At 71.9% G+C, this 18,297-nt stretch carries 19 protein-coding genes and 1 pseudogene; 7 read left to right on the top strand and 13 right to left on the bottom strand.

Annotated features, from left to right (window positions below; all coding sequences use genetic code 11):
• Positions 1–49: 49 nt before the first annotated feature.
• The gene (locus ABE505_RS00100; protein WP_346444802.1) at positions 50–1,108 is read right to left on the bottom strand and encodes a cytochrome-c peroxidase; all 1,059 of its coding nucleotides are present in this window, start codon (positions 1,106–1,108) and stop codon (positions 50–52) included.
• A gap of 145 nt (positions 1,109–1,253) precedes the next feature.
• Here ABE505_RS00100 and pyrE point away from each other — a divergent pair, with 145 nt between their 5' ends.
• From pyrE to ABE505_RS00080, 4 genes are all read left to right on the top strand, one after another.
• Positions 1,254–1,913 carry an orotate phosphoribosyltransferase gene (gene pyrE, locus ABE505_RS00095; RefSeq protein ID WP_346444804.1) on the top strand — a complete coding sequence of 220 codons (660 nt, stop codon included), beginning with the start codon at positions 1,254–1,256 and terminating at the stop codon, positions 1,911–1,913.
• Positions 1,914–1,945: 32 nt separating this feature from the next.
• Positions 1,946–2,590 carry a hypothetical protein gene (locus ABE505_RS00090; RefSeq protein ID WP_346444806.1) on the top strand — a complete coding sequence of 215 codons (645 nt, stop codon included), beginning with the start codon at positions 1,946–1,948 and terminating at the stop codon, positions 2,588–2,590.
• Between the two features lie 103 nt (positions 2,591–2,693).
• Positions 2,694–3,488: an undecaprenyl-diphosphate phosphatase gene (locus ABE505_RS00085; RefSeq protein WP_346444808.1), complete on the top strand. Its 795-nt coding sequence runs from the start codon at positions 2,694–2,696 to the stop codon at positions 3,486–3,488.
• Between the two features lie 193 nt (positions 3,489–3,681).
• A complete protein-coding gene (locus ABE505_RS00080; RefSeq protein WP_346444810.1) occupies positions 3,682–4,509 on the top strand; it encodes an META and DUF4377 domain-containing protein in 828 nt (275 codons plus the stop codon).
• Between the two features lie 81 nt (positions 4,510–4,590).
• On the opposite strand, the gene ABE505_RS00075 is transcribed toward ABE505_RS00080, so the two are convergent.
• From ABE505_RS00075 to ABE505_RS00025, 11 genes and pseudogenes are all read right to left on the bottom strand, one after another.
• Complete coding sequence (locus tag ABE505_RS00075) at positions 4,591–5,208, bottom strand: YbhB/YbcL family Raf kinase inhibitor-like protein (protein ID WP_346444812.1); 618 nt, start codon at positions 5,206–5,208, stop codon at positions 4,591–4,593.
• 37 nt (positions 5,209–5,245) lie between these two features.
• Positions 5,246–7,315 (bottom strand): tetratricopeptide repeat protein, encoded by a 2,070-nt coding sequence (locus ABE505_RS00070; RefSeq protein ID WP_346444814.1) that lies wholly within the window; start codon positions 7,313–7,315, stop codon positions 5,246–5,248.
• 227 nt (positions 7,316–7,542) lie between these two features.
• A pseudogene (locus ABE505_RS00065) lies at positions 7,543–8,517 on the bottom strand (alpha/beta fold hydrolase); the annotation flags it as partial.
• A 59-nt stretch (positions 8,518–8,576) separates the two neighbouring features.
• Positions 8,577–9,380, bottom strand: a complete 804-nt coding sequence (locus tag ABE505_RS00060) for a lysophospholipid acyltransferase family protein (RefSeq protein ID WP_346444816.1) — start codon at positions 9,378–9,380, stop codon at positions 8,577–8,579.
• 55 nt (positions 9,381–9,435) lie between these two features.
• The gene (locus ABE505_RS00055) at positions 9,436–9,852 is read right to left on the bottom strand and encodes a hotdog fold thioesterase (protein ID WP_346444818.1); all 417 of its coding nucleotides are present in this window, start codon (positions 9,850–9,852) and stop codon (positions 9,436–9,438) included.
• 140 nt (positions 9,853–9,992) lie between these two features.
• Positions 9,993–10,154 carry a hypothetical protein gene (locus tag ABE505_RS00050; RefSeq protein WP_346444820.1) on the bottom strand — a complete coding sequence of 54 codons (162 nt, stop codon included), beginning with the start codon at positions 10,152–10,154 and terminating at the stop codon, positions 9,993–9,995.
• A gap of 35 nt (positions 10,155–10,189) precedes the next feature.
• On the bottom strand, positions 10,190–10,336 hold the full coding sequence (locus ABE505_RS00045; protein WP_346444822.1) for a hypothetical protein: 147 nt from the start codon (positions 10,334–10,336) through the stop codon (positions 10,190–10,192).
• A 289-nt stretch (positions 10,337–10,625) separates the two neighbouring features.
• Positions 10,626–12,572 (bottom strand): phospholipase D family protein, encoded by a 1,947-nt coding sequence (locus ABE505_RS00040; protein ID WP_346444824.1) that lies wholly within the window; start codon positions 12,570–12,572, stop codon positions 10,626–10,628.
• Positions 12,572–13,195, bottom strand: coding sequence for a YceI family protein (locus tag ABE505_RS00035; protein WP_346444826.1), 624 nt, complete (start codon positions 13,193–13,195; stop codon positions 12,572–12,574). The genes ABE505_RS00040 and ABE505_RS00035 overlap by 1 nt, the downstream gene beginning before the upstream one ends.
• 17 nt (positions 13,196–13,212) lie before the next feature.
• Positions 13,213–13,689, bottom strand: a complete 477-nt coding sequence (locus tag ABE505_RS00030) for a histidine phosphatase family protein (RefSeq protein ID WP_346444828.1) — start codon at positions 13,687–13,689, stop codon at positions 13,213–13,215.
• A gap of 42 nt (positions 13,690–13,731) precedes the next feature.
• The gene (locus ABE505_RS00025) at positions 13,732–14,364 is read right to left on the bottom strand and encodes a ParA family protein (protein WP_346444830.1); all 633 of its coding nucleotides are present in this window, start codon (positions 14,362–14,364) and stop codon (positions 13,732–13,734) included.
• Between the two features lie 175 nt (positions 14,365–14,539).
• Between ABE505_RS00025 and ABE505_RS00020 the strand changes: the two genes are divergently transcribed.
• The 3 genes from ABE505_RS00020 to ABE505_RS00010 all read left to right on the top strand — a co-directional run bounded on the left by ABE505_RS00020 (position 14,540) and on the right by ABE505_RS00010 (position 17,039).
• Positions 14,540–14,926 (top strand): BlaI/MecI/CopY family transcriptional regulator, encoded by a 387-nt coding sequence (locus tag ABE505_RS00020; protein WP_241944957.1) that lies wholly within the window; start codon positions 14,540–14,542, stop codon positions 14,924–14,926.
• Between the two features lie 2 nt (positions 14,927–14,928).
• The gene (locus ABE505_RS00015) at positions 14,929–16,776 is read left to right on the top strand and encodes a M56 family metallopeptidase (protein ID WP_346444832.1); all 1,848 of its coding nucleotides are present in this window, start codon (positions 14,929–14,931) and stop codon (positions 16,774–16,776) included.
• A gap of 131 nt (positions 16,777–16,907) precedes the next feature.
• Complete coding sequence (locus ABE505_RS00010) at positions 16,908–17,039, top strand: hypothetical protein (RefSeq protein ID WP_346444833.1); 132 nt, start codon at positions 16,908–16,910, stop codon at positions 17,037–17,039.
• A 23-nt stretch (positions 17,040–17,062) separates the two neighbouring features.
• Here ABE505_RS00010 and ABE505_RS00005 read toward each other — a convergent pair whose 3' ends face one another.
• Positions 17,063–18,130 (bottom strand): hypothetical protein, encoded by a 1,068-nt coding sequence (locus ABE505_RS00005; protein WP_346444835.1) that lies wholly within the window; start codon positions 18,128–18,130, stop codon positions 17,063–17,065.
• Positions 18,131–18,297: the final 167 nt, after the last annotated feature.

Here is an 18,297-nt window from a genome sequence, read left to right as displayed (position 1 = left end):
GCCCGATCGCCGCCGCACCGCCCAATCGCCGCGGCTCCCAAGAGCGCACCTACTCCGGCCGCGGCGTCGTCGCCGTGCTCGGCGGCAGCAGCGGATAGGCGATGTCGGGCTGCTGGCCGGTCAGGGTGCGCAGGAATGCGGCGATGGCTGCCACTTCGGCCGTTCCGAGTTCGCGGCCGAGCTGGCTGGTGCCCATGATCGCGACCGCCTGCTCCAGGTCCCAGACCTGTCCGCTGTGGAAGTAGGGCGCGGTCAGTTCGACATTGCGCAGCGGCGCGGCACGGAACACGTACGCATCGCTGGCCGTCTGGGTGACCGCGAAGCGGCCCTTGTCGCCGTCGGGCAGGATCTCCGCGCCGGGGCGGGCGATGACGCCGAACGGGAAGTACGCCTGGCCGCCGAAGTTCGCGCCGTTGTGGCAGGCCGCGCAGCCACTGTCGACGAACAACCGCAGGCCGCGGCGCTCGGTGGCATCGAGCGCATCGGCCTCGCCGCCGAGCCAGCGATCGAAGCGCGCGTGCGGGGTCACCAGCGTGGCCTCGAAGGCTTCCAGCGCGAGGGCCATGTGGTCGAAGCTCACCGGTGCGGCGTCGCCGGGAAATGCGGCGGTGAACAGCGCGACGTAGCGCGGCATGCTCAGCAGCGTCTCGACCACGCGCTCGGGCGTGTTGTTCATCTCCACGCTCGCCTGCACCGGGCCCTTCGCCTGCTCGGCGAGGTCGGCCGCGCGACCGTCCCAGAACTGCGCGGCATTGAACACCGCATTGAAGACCGTCGGCGAGTTGCGCGGCCCGCGCTGCCAGCCGTGACCGATCGAGACGGGCACGTTGTCGGCACCGCCGGTCCCGATGTTGTGACAGGTGTTGCAGCTGATGATGTGGCTGCGCGAAAGCCGCGGCTCGAAGAACAGCATCCGCCCCAGCTCGAGCCGTTCCTCGGTGATCGTGACACCGCGCACCTGGGTCGGCACCGCGCCCACCGTGCCGAACAGCGCCGCCGCGGTAGCGCGCAAGCCGTCGTCGTCGTCGCGCTGCGCCAGTGCGACACTGCCCGCGCCCAGTGCGAGGGCGACCGCAGCCGCCACGCCCACCACCCATCCTGTCCGCATCGCCCTGCTCCATCTCCATGACGCCTGCGAGGATGCGCGTCCAGGGCCGTGGCCGGCATTGATCGCACGCAACGGCGCCCCGATGCGGCCGGACCCGCGTGTTGCCTTACCATTTCGGCTTTCCGCCCTCCCCGCCAGGCCGCCGATGTCCGACCACCGCACCCGTTTCCTGCAGCTCGCCTTCGACGTGCAGGCGCTGCGCTTTGGCGAGTTCACGCTCAAGTCCGGCCGCGTCAGCCCGTACTTCTTCAATGCCGGGCGCTTCGACTCGGGCGCAGCCTTGGCGACGCTGGCGCGCTGCTACGCCGATGCGCTCGAGGCGGCCGGGCTCGACTTCGACCTGCTGTTCGGACCGGCCTACAAGGGCATTCCGCTGGCGAGCGCGCTGGGCGTGGAGTACGCGCGCCGCGGGCGCGACCTGCCGATCGCGTTCAACCGCAAGGAGGCCAAGACCCACGGCGAGGGCGGCACCTTGATCGGCGCACCGCTCGATGGCCGCCGGGTGCTGATCGTCGACGACGTGATCACCGCGGGCACCGCGATCGGCGAGGCGCTGGGACTGATCGACGCGGCCGGCGGGCAGGTCGCAGGCATCGCGATCGCGCTCGACCGCCAGGAGCGCCTGACCGACGACGATCCGCGCTCGGCCGCCCAGCGCGTGGCCGATGCGCAGGGCGTGCCGGTCGTGTCGATCGCCGGGCTGTCGGACCTGCTTGCGTTCGCGGGCGAAAACGCGACACTGGATGCCGAACGCGATCGCCTGCTGGCCTACCGGTCGCAGTACGGAAGCGGCCCGGCGCGCTGAGGGCCCGCCAGCGCCGCCGGGGGAGGCACACGATGACGTTGCAGGGACTTTTGGCAGCCACGCTGCTGCTCGCCGCTACCACCGCAGCGGCGCAGACCGCGGCGCCCGACCGCAAGGTGTACTGCTGGGACGAAGGCGGCCGGCGGGTCTGCGGCGATGCCCTGCCCGCCTCGGCGGTGAACGCGGCGCGCACCGAGATCGACGCCCGCAGCGGCGTGCGCACCGCTGAGATCGGCCGCGCGCTCACCGACGAGGAACGCAGCGCGGCCGAGGCCGCGCAGGCGCAGGCGCAGCGCGAGGCCGAAGCGCGCGGCGTGCTGCAGCGGCGGGAGCTGGCGATGGTCGAGGCCTACGCGACCGAAGCCGACCTGCGGCGCGCCTACGGCGAGCGCATCGTGCTGGTCGAAGAAGCGATCAAGACCTCGCACCTGGGCATCGCCAACCTGCGCGCGAGCCTGCTGTCGCTGCTGCGCCAGGCCGCCGATCTGGAGCTGCGCGACGCGCCCGTCGACGCGACACTGGTCGCGGGCATCCGCGCCCAGCGCGCGGATCTGGAGCGCCAGACTGCGGTGCTGGAACAGCAATTGGCCGACCAGGCCGCGCTCGGCGGCGATCTGCGGGCGGCGATAGCACGCTATCGCGAACTCAAGCAGCCGGCGGCGGGCGTGCGGGACTGAACCGCGCAGGGCCGTTCCCGCATCCGGCGCGCGGCCCGGGTTTGGCCCCGCCCGGACCGGGCGCGTATGCTTGCCCGCCCCCACCGCTGCACCGTGAGTCCCCGTGTCCGACCCGATTTCCGCCCTGTTGCTCGGCATCATCGAGGGGCTCACCGAGTTCCTGCCCGTCTCCAGCACCGGTCACCTGCTGATCGCCCAGCACTGGCTCGGCGCCCGCTCCGATTTCTTCAACATCATCATCCAGGCCGGCGCGATCGTCGCGATCACGCTGGTGTTCCGCCAGCGGATCTGGAGCCTGACCACTGGCCTTGGCGAACGCGCCAACCGCGACTACGCGATGAAGCTGGCGCTGGCGTTCCTGGTCACCGCGCTGGTCGGCCTGCCCGTGCGCATGGCCGGCTGGGAGCTGCCCGAGACCGTCACACCGGTGGCCTGGGCGCTGGTGATCGGCGGGCTGTGGATGATCGTCGCCGAACGCCTGGCCGAGCGCAGGCCCGACCGCAGCGACGTGACCTGGACGGTCGCGGTGCTGGTGGGTCTGGCGCAGGTCGTGGCTGGCGTGTTCCCGGGCACGTCGCGCTCGGCGGCGGCGATCTTCATCGCAATGCTGGCCGGTTTGAGCCGCCGGTCGGCGGCGACCGAATTCGTGTTCCTGGTCGGCATTCCGACGATGTTCGCGGCCAGTGGCTACGCGTTCATGGAACTGTGGCTCGACCAGGGCCTGGGCGAAGAGGCCTGGGGCGATGTCGCGATCGCCTTCGTCGCCGCGATGGTGACGGGTTTCATCGTGGTCAAGTGGTTGCTCGGCTACATCAAGCGCCATCGCTTCACCGGCTTTGCGCTCTACCGCATCGCGCTCGGGCTGGGCCTGCTGCTATTGATGCCGTCGGGGGTCTGAGGCCTCGGCGACGCCCGCGCCTCCCCAGGCGTGTGATGCGCCCCGACCCCCAAGTGGGGACAGTGATATCGGTCACCCGATGGCCCGCGCGATGTTTGAACCGCGGGCCCTGCCCGCTCCGGCGTCCACGCAGTGCGTACAGGCGGGCCGGTTAAGCTTGCGCGCATCCGTCCGTCCGCCAAGGAGACCCCCGATGCGTCGTGCGCTGCCCCTGCTGCTGCCGTTCGCCTTGATCGCCTGCTCGCCGGCCACCTCCCCGCCCGATGCCGCCGCGACGCCGGATGCGCAGGCGGCGGCCGCCGACCTGCCCGACGCTGCGCCGGCCGACCACACGGCCACGCTCGGGGCCTATCACTGGCGCCTGGTGGATGCCCGCTCGGGCACCGGGGCACGGATCGACGGCCTGCTGGCCGAGGGCGGTGCGCCGTTGCAGCTCGATTTCCGCGATGGCGGCGTCCAGGTCCGCAACGCCTGCAACAACATGAGCGCGAACGTCGCGCTCGACGACGACCGCATGACCGTCGACCAGGTGATCTCGACGATGATGGCCTGCCAAGACCCGCGGCTGCAGACGCTCGAGCGCGAGATCGGCCAGCGCCTGCCCGGCACCCATCACATCACCATCGCCGAGGGCGAAGCCCCGCGGTTGACACTGCAGACCGAAGGCGGCGACGTGCTGACGTTCGAGGGCACGCCCACGCCCGCCACGCGCTACGGCGGCGCGGGCGAGCAGGTGTTCCTGGAGGTCGCGCCCGAGCGCGTGGCCTGCAGCCATCCGCTGATCCCCGACCACCGCTGCCTGCAGGTGCGCGAAGTGCGCTACGACGCCAACGGCGTGCGCGAGGCCGGCGACGCGCCGTGGGCGCCGCTGTACCAGGAGATCGAGGGCTTCACCCACGAAGACGGCACGCGCAACGTCGTGCGCGTGCAACGCTTCGATGTGGCCAACCCGCCGGCCGATGCGCCGGCGCAGGCGTATGTGCTCGACATGGTGGTCGAGTCGGAGACCGTCGCGCGCTGAGCGCGACATCGATGGGGGCGTGCGCCGCGACGCGCGCCCCGACCGGCAGACCCCGATCCCGGTCCGCGCGCGGCGTGGGCTTCAGGCCGGCGTGGCGCGCGGATGCAGCGCATAGCTGCCCCACACGGTCGCTTCGGCCAGCACATGGCCCTGGATCGCACGCTGCACGTCGCCTGCGGTGAAGCGCTCGGTCACGTCGAGACGTTCGACATCGAGGGCGAACAGGCGGAAGAAGTAGCGATGCGTGCGCAGGTCGTTGGGCGGCGGGTACGGGCCGTCGTAGCCGAACCAGTCGCCGGCCATGTCGGCATTGCCAGCAAACCAGCCGGTGTAGTCGTTCAGGCCCTGGCGCGCGCCCGCCGGCCCAGGCGGTCGGCGCTTGCCGCCCGGCGTCACGCCGTCGCTGGCGCTGCCTGCCTCGATCGCGCGCAGCTCGGCCGGCAGGTCGACCACCGCCCAGTGCACGAACGTGCCGCGCGGATGTTCGACCGGAATCTCGATATCGTCGCGACCGGCCAGCGACGGGTCGGTCGGGGCATCGGGGTCCAGGCACAGCAGCGCGAACGAACGCGTGCCCGCCGGGACCTCGTCCCAGGCCAAGTGCGGGTTGCGGTTGCCGCCCAAGCCGTCGGGCGTGCCTGCCGCGAACGCCGCCGGGATCGGCTGGCCGGGCGCGAAACTGTCGCTGTGGATGCGCATGGTGTCGTCTCCTGCGTGGCGGAAGTCGGGGCGGCGGTCAGGCCTGTGGATAGCCCAAGCGCACCGCGACCGGGGTCAATGCGGCGATCGGGCCGGCCAGCGCGTCGGTATACGCGCGCCAGCGTCCGGCGGGCAGGCGATCGGCACCCAGCGCCTGCGGCGGCGGCACCGGGAAGCCGTCGAGCGCCAGGGCCTCGCCCAGCGCGGCCGCGACCGCCATCGGATCGGCAGTCGGCGCATCGGTGCGCACGACCGTGACCGGCATCAGTTGCTGCTCGATGAGGTCGGCGAACTGCGCCAGGTGGCGGGCCAACCAGTCGGCCGCGCCCTGGGCGTCGTCCACCCGCATGGTCAGCGCGGTACCGAACGCCAGCCATTCGAGCAGCATGTCGCGCGGATCGCGCAGCGCCAGCAGCAAGCGCGCCTGCGGCAACTCGGACCGCAGCGCCAGCAGCCAGGCGTTGTCCCACCACGGCAGCCAGTCGACGATCGCGCCCTCGCCGGCGTCGCGTGCCGGCAACTGGGTGCGCCAGCTGTCGACGATCTGTCGTGCGGTGAATTCGCCCGCAGCGAGCCGGGCCGGCACGCCCGTGTCCTGGAATGCGTCGGCGACAGGACCGGCGAACCGGTCGGCGCGGAACTGGCGCACCGCGTGCCGCAGAAGGCCGGCGACGCGGTCGACCTGGGCGCCGGGCGGGCCATAGAGGAACACCGCCGCAGGCTGCGCCGCCAAAGTCTCGGCGACCGCCGGCCACTGCGCCGGCGCAGCCGTCGGCTCGGGCGGTGCGCTCGCCGCGGCGCTGGTCTCGACGCTGACCGCGGTCCAGGTCGCGACCGCATCGGCGTAGCGGCCGGCCGCGTCCTGGGCCAGGCCGACCCAGCGGCGCAGCATCAGGCGGGCGCCGTCGTGCGCGGTCGCCTGCAGGCCTTCGGCAAAGGTCACCGCCGCATCCGGGTCGCGTGCGAGCAGCTGGTTGAACAGGAACTCATTGGCTGCGCCATGGCCGGGCTGCAGTGCGGTGACCGCACGCGCGACCGCTTCGGCCGCCTCCATGTCGCCGGCGCCGGTCTCCAGCGACAGGCGCGCCTGCAACGCCGGCAGATGATCGGGACGTCGCGCGTTCCAGCGCTCGACGGTGCTGCGCGCGGCCTCACCGGCGAACGGCTCGAACGCCAGCCGCGCAAGCCACAGGTGATCGTGCTCGGGCGCGGCGGCGAGCGCGGCATCGAGCGTGCTGCGGGCATCGTCCGCAGCGTCGGTCCTGCTCCAAAGCTGGACCAGCGCATTGGTTGCACGGCGCGACTCGGGATGCGCGGCGAACGCGGCGTGGAGCAGCGGCGCGGCGCGCTCGGGGCGCCCGGCCTCCAGTTCGAGCTCGCCGCCCAGCGTCTGCCACGCCGGGGTGACCTGCGCCGGATCGGCCAGCAGTTCGGCGATCACGTCGGCGGCGTCGGCCGGACGGCCCTGCTGCAGCACGATCTGCGCCAGCAGCCCGCGCAGCGGCGCCTGGCCGGTCTTCTCGATCACGCGGCGGAACGCCTGCTCGGCGAACGCCAGGTGCCCGGCCGCGAGATAGCCGAAGGCCAGCGCGTGCAGCACCTGCAGGTCGTCCGGCGCCTGACCGGAGGCATGCGACAGCAGGCCCAGCGCGCGGTCGTGGTCGCCGCGGCGCGAGGCGATCGCGCCGGCGAGCATCGTCGTCCACGGATGCTCGGGCGCCACGCGCTCGGCCAGCTTCTGCTGCTGCTCGGCTTCGTCGAGATCGCCGCGCCCGATCGCCAGCTGCGCGCGCATCACATAGGCGCCGAACTGGTTGGGATCGAGCGACACCGTCTGCGACAACGCCGCCTGCGCGGCCTCGATGTCGCGTGCGTCGAGCAGCATGCCCGCACGCTGGAAGTGCAGCTCGGCCTCGTCGGGCGCATCGGCGAGCGCGGCGTCGATCGCCGCCAGCGCGCCATCGCGGTCGCCAGCCGTGCGTAACGCAAGCGCGGCGGCGCGCAACAGGCCGACATCGCGGGGCGCATCGGCCAGGGCCTGGCGCGCGAGCGCGGCGGCGTCATCGTGGGCGCCGCGGCGCAGGGCATCGAGGATCTGTTGCTGCATGCTGGTGCCGGCGTGGCGCCGTCCGTCTGGCTGGGCCGGCCATTGTAGCGGGCCATCTGCTGACGGCCGGAGCGCGTGCCTCCGTCCGTCGCGCTGCGCGCGCCGACGTCCGCGATGCGGGGAAGTGATCTACGCGGCGCCGCTCAACCGGCGCCGGGCGCCAGGTCGCTGCCGATCGCGCTCGCCAGGCGGGTGCGGGTGCCCGCCTCGCGTGCCGCGTCGGCATGTGCGTCGAGTCGCGCGGCGACCCAGCGTTCGGCGAACCCGTCGAGGTGGGCGTCGAGCAGGAAGCCGCAGTGCCCGCCCCAGCGGCTGAGTTCGATGCGGGCATGCGCCGGCAATGCCAGAGTGTGGAACGCGTCGAGCGGAATCACCGGATCGTCGGCCGCCATCAGGATGTCCGTCGGCACCTGCAGGCCGGCCAGGCGGTCGCCGGCGACCGAGTAGCCATCGAAGTAGTTGTCGAGCGTGCCGAAATCGGTGTGGGTCTGGACCAGCCACTCGGTCAGCTCGCGCATGCCCAGGCGCAAGGTGGCATCGTCGAATGCATGGCGGTCGGGGAACAGCGCGCGCTTGCGCCGCAGCGACGCACGCCAGGTGCGTTCGAAATGCCGCAGGTACAGCCGATGACCGCGCTCCATGTACACCATCGTGCGCGCCGGATCGACCACCGGACACACCGAGGCCACGCCGGCCAGCTGCAGGCCGACCGCCGGCGCGCGCAACGCCAGGCGCAGCACGAAGTTGCCACCGAGCGAGTAGCCGGCCGCAACCATCGGCCGGGCAGGAAAGCGCCGCGCCACGTCGAGCGCGGCATGGACGACCTCGTCGATCCGGTTGGAATGGAAGATCGCCTCGTTGAGGTGATGGCTGCCGCCGTGATCGCGGAAGTTCAGCCGGAACACCTCGTAACCGCGCTCGAGCATCCGCGCCGCGGTCAGGCGCATGTAGCTCGATTCGGTGCTGCCTTCCCAGCCGTGCAGCAGCAGGGCCAGCCCGCGCGACGCGGTGCCGGGCACCACCGAATGCAGACCGTGCAGGCGCACGCCCTCGCCGCCGTCGACCAGATGCTCGGTGGTCACCGCGCCGGTCGCCGCGAGCAGCCGGGCGCCGCGTCGGCGGCGCCAGGGGCTGCTGCCCAGCACGGTCTGCACATGCGGGCTGCGCAGCCAGGCCGGCGGCGCGTAGTCGCTGCCGCGCAGGCCGCCATCGGCGCCCGGCAGCCGGTCCGCATCCGCCGTCGCCGACGGATGCGCCGCGCTCATCCCGCCGCCTCCAGCGCGGCGACGATGCGCTCGCGCGAGACATCGGCGATCCGGCGCCGGCCCTCGCCTTCGCCCGGCAGGATCGGCTCGAGGAAGATCACGTCGGCCTGCCGCGGCGCCTCGCCCAGCAAGCGCAGGAAGTTGGCGAAGAACGACTCGCGCTCACGGAACGCCACGATCGTCTGCGCCGCGCCGCCGACGCCGTAGCGCAACGCGACTGGCTGCACCGCGACATTGGCCTCGACCGCGGCCAGGAAGATGCGCGCGTGGAACGGGCCGACATGCGTGCCGCCACGCGTGCGCCCTTCGGGAAACACCGCGACCGGGCGTCCGGCGCGCAGCCGCGCGAGCATTTCCTGCAGCACCCCGCCCAGCGACTCCTGGTTGCCGCGCTGGTGGAAGATGGTCTCCCCGCGCGCGGCCAGCCAGCCCACCACCGGCCAGCCGGCGATCTCGCGCTTGGCGACGAAGCCCATCATCCGCTGGCTGTGCAGCGCGACGATGTCGACCCAGCTCACGTGGTTGGCGACGAACAGCGTCGCACCCGGCAACGGGGTGCCGATCCGACGCATCCGGAAACCGAACACCCGCATCAGCCCGCCCTGCCACCAGCGGATCATCCGGTGATCGATCCGCTCACCGCTGCGCAGCGTGCGCGCGCCGATCGGCGGCACCATCGACAACAGCACCAGCGGCAAATGCACGAAGACGTGCCACAGCAGCATCGGCACGCGATACGCATAGCGCAAAGCGCGCACCGACGGGCCGCCGGTGCCGGCATGAATGGGGAAGGACGTCATGCGCGCACCATACCCAAACCGGTCCTGGACGCGCCACTGCCGGGCAGGGACGCGCTCACGGCTTGGGGATCACCGCCAGCGTCAGCCGCGAGGCGCAGACCAACCGACCGCCGGCGTCCTCGATGCGGATGTCCCAGACCTGCGTGCTGCGACCCACGTGCAGCGCGCGCGCGGTCCCGGTGACGGTGCCGCTGCGCACACCGCGCAGATGGTTGGCGTTGATCTCGATGCCGACGACGCCGCAGCCCTCGGGCGCGGCCAGGCCGCCGGCGGTGCTGCCGATCGTCTCGGCCAGCAGCGCAGATGCGCCGCCGTGCAGCAGCCCGTAGGGCTGGTGGGTCCGCGCATCGACCGGCATGGTCGCACGCAGGTAATCGGGGCCGATCTCGGTGAAGACGATGCCGAGCGCGACGATCGCGGTATTGGCCGACAGCGCGTTGAGCTGCTCGACCGTGGTGTCGCTGCGGAACATGCGGCGCGGAACTCCGGGCGGGAACGCGCCAGCTTAGGCCGTTCCTCGACGTGGCGCATGCACCGCTGCGTTGCGGTGCGGCCGGGCGGCAGCGACGGGTCGGCGTCGCGCGGCCTGGACGTCGCGGTCGGTCCGGCGGATCAGGCGAAACGGAACCGCTGCGGCAGCGACCCGGCATCGCGACCGCGGGCCCCGGTGCCGCGCCAGCGGCGGGCGGCCTGCGCGCGGCCGATCTGGCGCGGCAATGAAGACATCGGGGCAAGGCGGGCGGCAGCGTCAACGATGGCGAGCATGCGGGTCATGGCGAAGGTCCAGGAGACGAAGGCGGAAGAGCCGGTCAAGCCACGCGGAAGCGGCTGGGCACCGACGACTGGCTGTAGCTGCGCGGCGTGCCGTAACCGCTGCTGCGGCCGTAGCCGATGCCGAACGGACGGACATAGGCAGCGTTGGGGGCGGTGCGGGCGGGGGCGGTCTGGGTCTGCATGGTCGTGCTCCGGTGTGGTTGTGATTCGGTGTGTTGGTAGACTACAACACCACCGTTCGAGAACACCATGTGCCGGACGTCATACTCGGCCCGACCGCAGCGATTGTTCAGCTTTCGTTTATTCAAGACGGCCATCCGGCACGTCCGCGCCACGAGCAAGGCGCCCTCCAAGCCGGGCGCGGCGCACGTTGCGGACGCACGGGGCATCCCAACGGGATCAGAGCACGCACGTCACGCCCGCGGCCCGCGCAAGACGTCTCCACGGCGGGCGCGCCGTGGCCTGCGTTCGCTACAGGATCGGCACCAGACCCGCCCCGAAGGCCGTCGAGATCCGGGTCAGCAGGCTGCGCCAGCCGAGGTTGACCTCGGGGAAATCGCCGACAGGCGCATAGCAGGCGCGAAAGCCCGGATCGTCGGGCGACAGTGGCGCCGGGCAATCGGGTCCGGGCTGGAACTCGTAGCTGGTCGCATAGCGCGTGGGCCACAGGTCGAACACCGGCAATCGCTCGGAGATCTTCGCCATCGTGTAGTCGATGCCGGAGAAGAACGCCGGCTTGTCGCGCCGGGCGATGGTCCACGAGTTCGCCGGCGCGATGTCACGATGGATGCTCGCCGCCAGCCGGCGCGCGAATGCGGGGTCGGCGATGACGATCGCACTTTCGGTATTGAGCGTGTCGCCGCGCGGGTCGAAGTTGTGCGTGCCGACGACGCCGACCCGATCGTCGATCACCATCGATTTGGCATGCAGCCCGACCCGCACCCCCGCGCGGTTGAGCGGCACGCGCCGGTTCACGCCGATGCCGGCGTAGCGCAGCGCCGAGTACTCGCGCGTGAGCGGTGGCGCACTGTCCGGCCTGGCCGCCAGCGCAGCCTCACGTGTCGTCGCCACGCCCTCCGCTCCGCTCCGCTCGATGTTGACGCTGCCATCGGCGTTCCAGGAGATCCCGACCGCGCCGGTCGCTTCCAGGTCGATCGGCGCGTCCTCGGGAAACGGCTTGTACTCGTAGATGTGGAAGCCGAAATCGCGCAGGTGCCGGCGTTTGTACTTGTAGGACAGCGCGTAGGTGATGAACGAGTCGGTCGCCGCCAGGCTGTTGGTCGACACGGTCACCTGCGGCGGATCGGGCCGCTCGCGCAGGTCCGCGAACATGTGCTCGGCCGGCTTGGACAGCACCAGGTACGGGGTTTGCAGCAGCACGTCTTGGTCGGCCGACTCGATCAGCTCGCGCAGCCGCGGCGTGGCGGCGGTCGCGTCCTGCGCGCGCTCGTGGTCGCGCTTGTGCTTGGCCGGCAGGTCGCCGATGAATTCCACCTCGCCCACCTCGAGCGCGGCCGCGGCCAGGCGCTGCTGCACCAGCACCGCGTCGCTGGCGTCGGCCGAGACCGAAGCCACGCGCTCGGGCCGCGCATAGTCCAGGAACGACACATCGGGCACGCCGCCGCGCAGCAGCTGGCGACCGACATCGGTGAGCTGCTCGACCGGCGTGCTCAGCGACGACTGCCAGAACGCCTCGAAGTTCTCGGCCATGTCGGCCACCACCGGGCCGGCGACCAGGACATCGCGATCGCGGAAGTTGAAGCTGTCGTTCCAATCGAAATAGTCGTCCTGGTAATTGCGGCCACCGGTGATGCCGACCAAACCGTCGACCAGCAGCGCTTTGCTGTGCATGCGCTGGTTGAGCCGGCGCCAGCAGCACGCCGCAGCCAGTGCGTAGCGCGGATAACTGATGCGCGCGCGGCCCAGTACCGGGTTGTAGATGCGCAGCTCGAAACCGACATGCGCACCGGCCAGGGCGGTGAGGGTCTCGACGGTGCGCAGCGCCGAGAGCTGATCGACCAGCAGCCGCACGCGCACACCGCGACGGGCGGCGGCCAACAGCTCCTCGAGCACCAGGTGACCCGAATCGTCCTCGTCGAAGATGTAGGTCTGCACATCGAGCGTGCGCTGCGCGCCGCGGATCAGGTCCAGCCGCGCGATCAATGCATCCTGCCCGTACTCGAGCAGCAGCGCGGCATGATGCGGCGCCTCCGGCGCGCTGCGCGCGAATGCGCGCACGCCCAGTTCGCGCAACGGCGACGGGGTTGCGCAGGCGTCGGCGCGCTCGCACACGATCGTGGTGTCGCGCGCCTCGAGCGCGATCTGCGCCGCGCGCTCGCGCTGCGCGGACGTGAGCGTCGTACAGGCGCCGGTGGCCAGCGTCGCCGCCAGCAGCAAGGCACGTCCGATCCAGCGCATCAGTGCGGCTCCACCGCCCGGATCCGCAGTGTGAAGCGGACCTGGTCGGACAGCGCGTAGCCCCAGCGGTCCATCGCGTAACGACTCCGGCGGACATCGCCCTCGCCGACGACGTCGCAGTCCACGGCCGGCCGCGCGCACTCGGCCGGCGCGATCCGGAACGTCTCGCGCTGGGCGATCCCGCGGATGCTCAGCACACCGGTCATCGCGCCCCCCTCGCGGGCGAGCGTCGGCGGATAGGGATCGGAGACGAACCTCACTTCGGGATGGCGTTCGACATCGAAGAAACCGGCACCCCGGGTAATGCGGGTGTAGCTGCGGCTGCCGACGATCTCCACGCCGCCGGTGGGCAGCGTCAAGCGCACCTGATGGTGGCCGTCAGGCAGCAACACGATCTCGCCGTGCCAATCGTCGAACCGGCCTTCGAGCTGCTGGCCCCAGCGCGTGCGCAATTGGAAGCCGATGTCCGAGCGCGCGGTGTCGAGCACCAGCGCGCGGGTCTCGCCGGCCAACGCCGGCACGGCCGCGATCGCCGACAGCCACAGACCGGCCGACAGCAGCCACGGTGCAACCGGCGAAGGCCTGTGACCTGCACACGCAATGCACGCCGGTGTCGTTGACATCGTTCCGAACGTGACGGTCAGGGCCACCAGAACGCCGACAGGTCGGCGACGCCCGGCTCGACCGCGGCGTCGTCGCGCAGGCTCAACACCGCGATGCCGCCTGGCGGCATGCCGCGGTAGTCGCCCGACTGGCCGCTGTGCAGCAACGCCGCAAGCCGTTCGAAGCCCGGGTTGTGGCCAACCAGCAGCAGCCGCCCGACCTCGCGATGGTCGTCGACCAGGCCGGCCAGCGTGCCGGGTGTGGCTTCGTAGATCGCCGGTTCCAGACGCTGATCGACATAGCCGACCACGCCCAGCACCGCTTCGAGCGTCTCGCGCGTGCGCCTGGCCGGCGAGCAGAGCACGCAATCGGGGACCAGCGCCTTGTCGCGCAGCCAGCGCCCAGCCGCCTCGGCCTCGGCCAGACCCTCGGCCGACAGCGGACGGTCGATGTCCGCCTGTCCGGGCAGCGCAGGGTCGGCGTGGGCGTGGCGGAGCAGGATCAGTTCGCGCATGGGCGTGGCGGTCTCGTCGTCGGGTCGGGATCGGGTGCGCGATTACTTCTTCAGCCACTTCAGCAGCGGTGTCCAATCGTCCTGATGCTCGCGCACCTGCGCCGAATGGTAGTCGAACAGGCTGCGGCCCAGCCCCACGAGCATCACGTAGGCCTGGCTGTCGCGCAGTTGCGCGACCACCGGATATGGCCATTGCGCAAGCAGGTCGAGTGCCTGCTGCGACGCGTTGGTCCACGGCCGCAGCCGATTGGCGACCAGGCCCACGCGGGTGTTGCCGCGGCGCACGCGCGGGTGGCGGGCGAGCGAGTTGAGAAAGCCCACTGTCGCATCGATGTCGAGCGCCGACGGCAGCACCGGCACCACGATCGCGTCGGCGGCTTCCAGATAGGCGTCGAGATCGTCGGCCATCGCACCGGCGGCGGCATCGACGATCAGCCGCGTGGTGCCCTCGGGGATTGCCGCCAGGACCTTGCGGTGCCGTGCGCTGCCGTCGATCGGCAGCACCGCGCTGTCGAGGCCGGCGCGGCGCTCGGCCCAGCGAGTGGACGAATGCTGCGGGTCGGCGTCGATCAGCACGGTCGACTCGCCCGCCAGCGCCGCATGCGCGGCGAGATGGGTGGCGATCGTGGTCTTGCCGACGCCGCCCTTGGAACTGGCCACCAGCACGGTCTTCATCGACGTCTTCCGCAGGTCCGGTCGAGGCCAGCGTACACCGGCAAGCGGACGGGCGTGTGTGGAGCCCCGGCCAATCCGCAGGCGCGCAATGTCGGCCCATGCCATCGGTCATGCTTGACGACAGCTGTCGTCACGACTAGCCTGACGACATCTGTAGTCAACCGGGAACACCACCATGGCCAGATCCACGATCGGAGACCAGGAGCTCGCCTTGCTCCAGTCGATCGGACAGCAAGGCGACGCGACGGTCGGCGAGGTCGCCGCCGACTTCGGCGAGGCGCGCGGCCTGGCGCGCTCGACCGTTCTCACGATGATGGAGCGGCTGCGCGCCAAGGGCTATCTGCGGCGCCACCGCGTTGACGGCGTCTATCGCTATGCCGCCACGCGCGGCGAGGACGACGTGGTCCAGGGCGCGGTCGCGGCCTTCGTGGAGAAGACCCTGCAGGGCTCGGTCAGCCCGTTCGTGGCCTTCATGTCCAAGCGCGGCAAGGTCAGCGATGACGAACTGGCCGAACTCGAGGCACTGGTCGCACGCCTGCAATCGGAGCGCGGAGAGGACTGAGCATGGACACCATGATCGCGACACTGCTCGAACGCCTGGCCGCGACCAGCCTGCACACACTGGTGCTCGCCGCCGTGGTCTGGGGGCTGTGCCGCTGGCTGCCGCGGCTGTCCGCCGCCAGCCAGTGCTGGCTGTGGTGGCTGGTGGGCCTGCAGGCCGTGCTGGGCCTGGCCGTCGGCAGGATGGAACTGCCGTGGCTGCCGGCCGCCGCCCCGCCGGCGATGCCGGCGCTGGACCTGCCCGCCAGCGGCGTCGCAATCGTCGCCGTACAGGCACCGCAGGTCGCCGCGCCGCTGTGGCCGATCGCAATCGCGGCGCTGTGGGCCGCCGGTGTCCTGGTGATGGCCGTCGGCACGCTGCGCGGCTGGCGCGAGGCCCGCGCCTTGGTCCGCAGCGCGCGTCCCTGCACCGATGCCTCGCTGACCCAGGCGCTGGCGCTGGCGTGCGAGGCCCACGGCCTGCGCCGCGCGCCGGTGCTGCGGATCTCCGCACAGATTGCCTCGCCTCAACTGGTCGGTGCACTGCGCCCGACATTGCTGCTGCCCGACCAGACCGCGCTCGACAGCGACGAACTGGACATGGCGCTGACGCATGAGCTGGTGCATCTGCGCCGCGGCGACCTGTGGCTGGGCTGGGTCCCGACGCTGGCGCGCCACCTGCTGTTCTTCCATCCCTTGGTGCATCTGGCCGTGCGCGAGTACGGCATCGCCCGCGAGGCCGCCTGCGACGCTGCGGTGGTCGCCGGCGACCATCGCTGCCGACACGGCTACGGCCGCCTGCTGGTGCGCCTGGGCGTCACACCTGGCCGGCCTGCGTGCCTGGCCAGCGCATCGCCCACCTTCCTGAGCCTCAAGCGGAGATTGACCATGCTCCAGACCACGCATTCCTCCTCGCGCCTGGGCGCATCACTGCTGCTGCTCGGCGTCGCCGTCGCTGGCGTGCTGCCATTGCGGCTGGTCGCCGCGCCGGCCGCCTCCGCGGTCCCCCCGGTGCCGGCCGCGGCCGCAACCCCCACGCGCCCCGTGTTGCCGGTGGCACCGTCAGCGCCTGCAACGCCTGCGCGCCCGGCGATCAGCGCAGCAGCGGCCGCCGCGCTCAGCCCTGCGGAGATCGCCGAGATCGCCACCTCGGCGGCGCAGGCGGCCGAAGCCGCACTCAGTTCGGCCGAGATCGCCGAAATCACGGCCGCCGCGACGTCCGAGGCCCTGGCCGCCGCCGCGCCGGCGATCGCGTCGTCGGTCGCCTCGGCGACGACGTCCGGCACCCGTCAGGTCCAGATCTCCGGCCGGACGCCCCAGGCCTATGTGCGCACCCGCGGCGGCGCCGATTTCGTCATGAGCGGCTCGACGGACGATTTCGAGGCGGCCAGGCGCCAGACCGGCGGCGGCGATGCGCTGTGGCTGCGACGCGGCAACGACCGCTATCTGATCCGCGATCCCGCCACCCTGCGTCGCTTCGACACGCTGCTCGAGCCCGTCACCCGCCTCGGCCGCGAACAGAGCGAGCTGGGCACGCAGCAAGGCCGCCTGGGTGGGGAGCAAGGCCGGCTCGGCGCCGAACAGGGTGTGCTCGGCCAACGGCAGGCCCGCCTGGCCACCGCCGCCACGCAACGCGCGCTGGCCGGCGACGGTGACGTGCCCGCCAGCGATCAGCGCGACCTGGACGAGATCGCCGCCCGCCAGCGCGACCTCGCCGAACGTCAGCGCGCACTGGGGCAGCAGCAAGCCGAACTGGGTCGTCGCCAGGGTGCGCTCGGGGAACGCCAGGCTGAAGCCAGCCGCCAGATCGAAGCGGCGCTGCCGCGCCTGCTCGATGACGCGCTGGCCGCCGGCAAGGCGCAGCGGTTGTAACAATTCGTCCCGGACGAGAGAGACACCGCCAGCTCGCGGCAGGCCAGCGTCCTCTCGACGCCATCGCCCCCACCCAACCCTCCCCCGCAAGCGAGGGAGGGCCTTGTGCGGCGGCCTGTACGTTTCCCGACGTGGCGGCCGCCGATGCCGATCCGGACTGTCGCGGCGACGACGCAGTCGCCGTCACCGTGCCCGTGCGTCTGACCTACGCGTTCGTGTTCGACGCGCACACCGTGCGCGGGCGTGCGATCAGACGCGACTGACCACGCGCACGCGACGCGATGGATCAGCGCATCGGTTGCCAGTCCGCGGGCGGCGTCGGCGACGCGCCTGCCTCCTGCAGCAAACGCTCCACCAGCGCGACCTCGCTGCGGATCGACGGGTCGGCGAGCAGGCGCACGAGTTGCGCGGCGCCGTCGCGCGGCTGCGACCCGGCGATGCGTCCCCATTCGAGCATCTGCCAGTCGAGCGTGCGCTGACGCGACTGCGCATCGCGCCGCTCGGCCGCGGTGGCCGCGGTGCGCGCCAGCAGGTCGAGACCGAGCATGCGACCAAGCTGCGTGTCGGCGGTGTCGGCCATCAGCGTGCCGATATGGCGGCAATCGCGCAGGCGGGCGGCGTCGCCGCGCAGCGCGTCCGGCGTACAGGCCTGCCGCATCGGCGCCAGGCCCGGCGGCGGGAACGCGGCCCACAGGGACATCGCGATCGTCGCCGCGTGCTCGTCGGCGATGTCGTCGCCGGCATCGGCCAATGCGGCGCGTTCGGCCGCAGTCGGCGGGTGGCGCAGCAGTGCGGCCTGGATCCATCGGACCTGCTCGAGCATGCCCAGGTCGAAGCGACGGGCGCCGCGTGCATCGGTCAGCAGGGTGTCGACACGCCCGCCGCGATACAGCAGCGGCGCGAGATTCTCCGGGTCGCTGCCGAGCCAGCGCTGCGCCGCGCGCAGTCGAAGCGGAGCGTCGCCGCCGGCCATCAGCAGTGCGTTGGCGAGCGCGTCGCCACCGGCCGTGTCCGCCGCGCTGCGGCGCCAGGCGTCGGCCTGCGCGTCGACGGGCGCCGCCGCCGACGGCGCGTCGTCGTCATCGCGCAGGGCATCGCCCGCCATCGTGGTCGCCGAGCGCAGCATCGCCGCCAGGGCGAGATCGCGCGGCTGGCCGCGCTCGGCGAGGGCGGCGGCGCTGCGCTGCAGCCAATCGGTCCAGGCGCGCTGTTCGGCCTGCGAGGGGGCCTCGACCTGCGGCGCCTCGTCGAAGCGGGTGTACGGCGCCTGCGCCTGGGCGGCGGGGGCCGCGCACGTCGCGATCAGGACGGCGAGCAGCATGGGGCGCATCAAGGACTTCCGGATGTCGGTCATCGGTGCAGGATACGCGGTGGGGATCGCGGGATGCCCCCACCCGGCGCCTGCGGCGCCGACCTTGTAAGTTGCTTTTGCGGTCCGGGAGTTGGCATTTTTCGGATCGCCCCGTGCCAGACCGTCCGACCTTTGATCGATCAGATCGTGGGGGAGCTTGGGTCGGCATC

The organism is Luteimonas sp. TWI382, from assembly GCF_039674545.1.
GTDB lineage: Bacteria > Pseudomonadota > Gammaproteobacteria > Xanthomonadales > Xanthomonadaceae > Luteimonas.
The sequence above is the reverse complement of the archived record's forward strand: the minus strand, read 5'-3'. Positions and strand labels throughout refer to the sequence as shown.

What these genes read in the sequence shown, in the direction of transcription:
- ABE505_RS00100 (WP_346444802.1), bottom strand. Translation starts at nt 1,108, where the DNA reads ATGCGGACAGGATGGGTGGTGGGCGTGGCGGCTGCGGTCGCCCTCGCA.
- pyrE (WP_346444804.1), top strand. Translation starts at nt 1,254, where the DNA reads ATGTCCGACCACCGCACCCGTTTCCTGCAGCTCGCCTTCGACGTGCAG.
- ABE505_RS00090 (WP_346444806.1), top strand. Translation starts at nt 1,946, where the DNA reads ATGACGTTGCAGGGACTTTTGGCAGCCACGCTGCTGCTCGCCGCTACC.
- ABE505_RS00080 (WP_346444810.1), top strand. Translation starts at nt 3,682, where the DNA reads ATGCGTCGTGCGCTGCCCCTGCTGCTGCCGTTCGCCTTGATCGCCTGC.
- ABE505_RS00075 (WP_346444812.1), bottom strand. Translation starts at nt 5,208, where the DNA reads ATGCGCATCCACAGCGACAGTTTCGCGCCCGGCCAGCCGATCCCGGCG.
- ABE505_RS00070 (WP_346444814.1), bottom strand. Translation starts at nt 7,315, where the DNA reads ATGCAGCAACAGATCCTCGATGCCCTGCGCCGCGGCGCCCACGATGAC.
- ABE505_RS00060 (WP_346444816.1), bottom strand. Translation starts at nt 9,380, where the DNA reads ATGACGTCCTTCCCCATTCATGCCGGCACCGGCGGCCCGTCGGTGCGC.
- ABE505_RS00055 (WP_346444818.1), bottom strand. Translation starts at nt 9,852, where the DNA reads ATGTTCCGCAGCGACACCACGGTCGAGCAGCTCAACGCGCTGTCGGCC.
- ABE505_RS00050 (WP_346444820.1), bottom strand. Translation starts at nt 10,154, where the DNA reads ATGACCCGCATGCTCGCCATCGTTGACGCTGCCGCCCGCCTTGCCCCG.
- ABE505_RS00045 (WP_346444822.1), bottom strand. Translation starts at nt 10,336, where the DNA reads ATGCAGACCCAGACCGCCCCCGCCCGCACCGCCCCCAACGCTGCCTAT.
- ABE505_RS00040 (WP_346444824.1), bottom strand. Translation starts at nt 12,572, where the DNA reads ATGCGCTGGATCGGACGTGCCTTGCTGCTGGCGGCGACGCTGGCCACC.
- ABE505_RS00035 (WP_346444826.1), bottom strand. Translation starts at nt 13,195, where the DNA reads ATGTCAACGACACCGGCGTGCATTGCGTGTGCAGGTCACAGGCCTTCG.
- ABE505_RS00030 (WP_346444828.1), bottom strand. Translation starts at nt 13,689, where the DNA reads ATGCGCGAACTGATCCTGCTCCGCCACGCCCACGCCGACCCTGCGCTG.
- ABE505_RS00025 (WP_346444830.1), bottom strand. Translation starts at nt 14,364, where the DNA reads ATGAAGACCGTGCTGGTGGCCAGTTCCAAGGGCGGCGTCGGCAAGACC.
- ABE505_RS00020 (WP_241944957.1), top strand. Translation starts at nt 14,540, where the DNA reads ATGGCCAGATCCACGATCGGAGACCAGGAGCTCGCCTTGCTCCAGTCG.
- ABE505_RS00015 (WP_346444832.1), top strand. Translation starts at nt 14,929, where the DNA reads ATGGACACCATGATCGCGACACTGCTCGAACGCCTGGCCGCGACCAGC.
- ABE505_RS00005 (WP_346444835.1), bottom strand. Translation starts at nt 18,130, where the DNA reads ATGACCGACATCCGGAAGTCCTTGATGCGCCCCATGCTGCTCGCCGTC.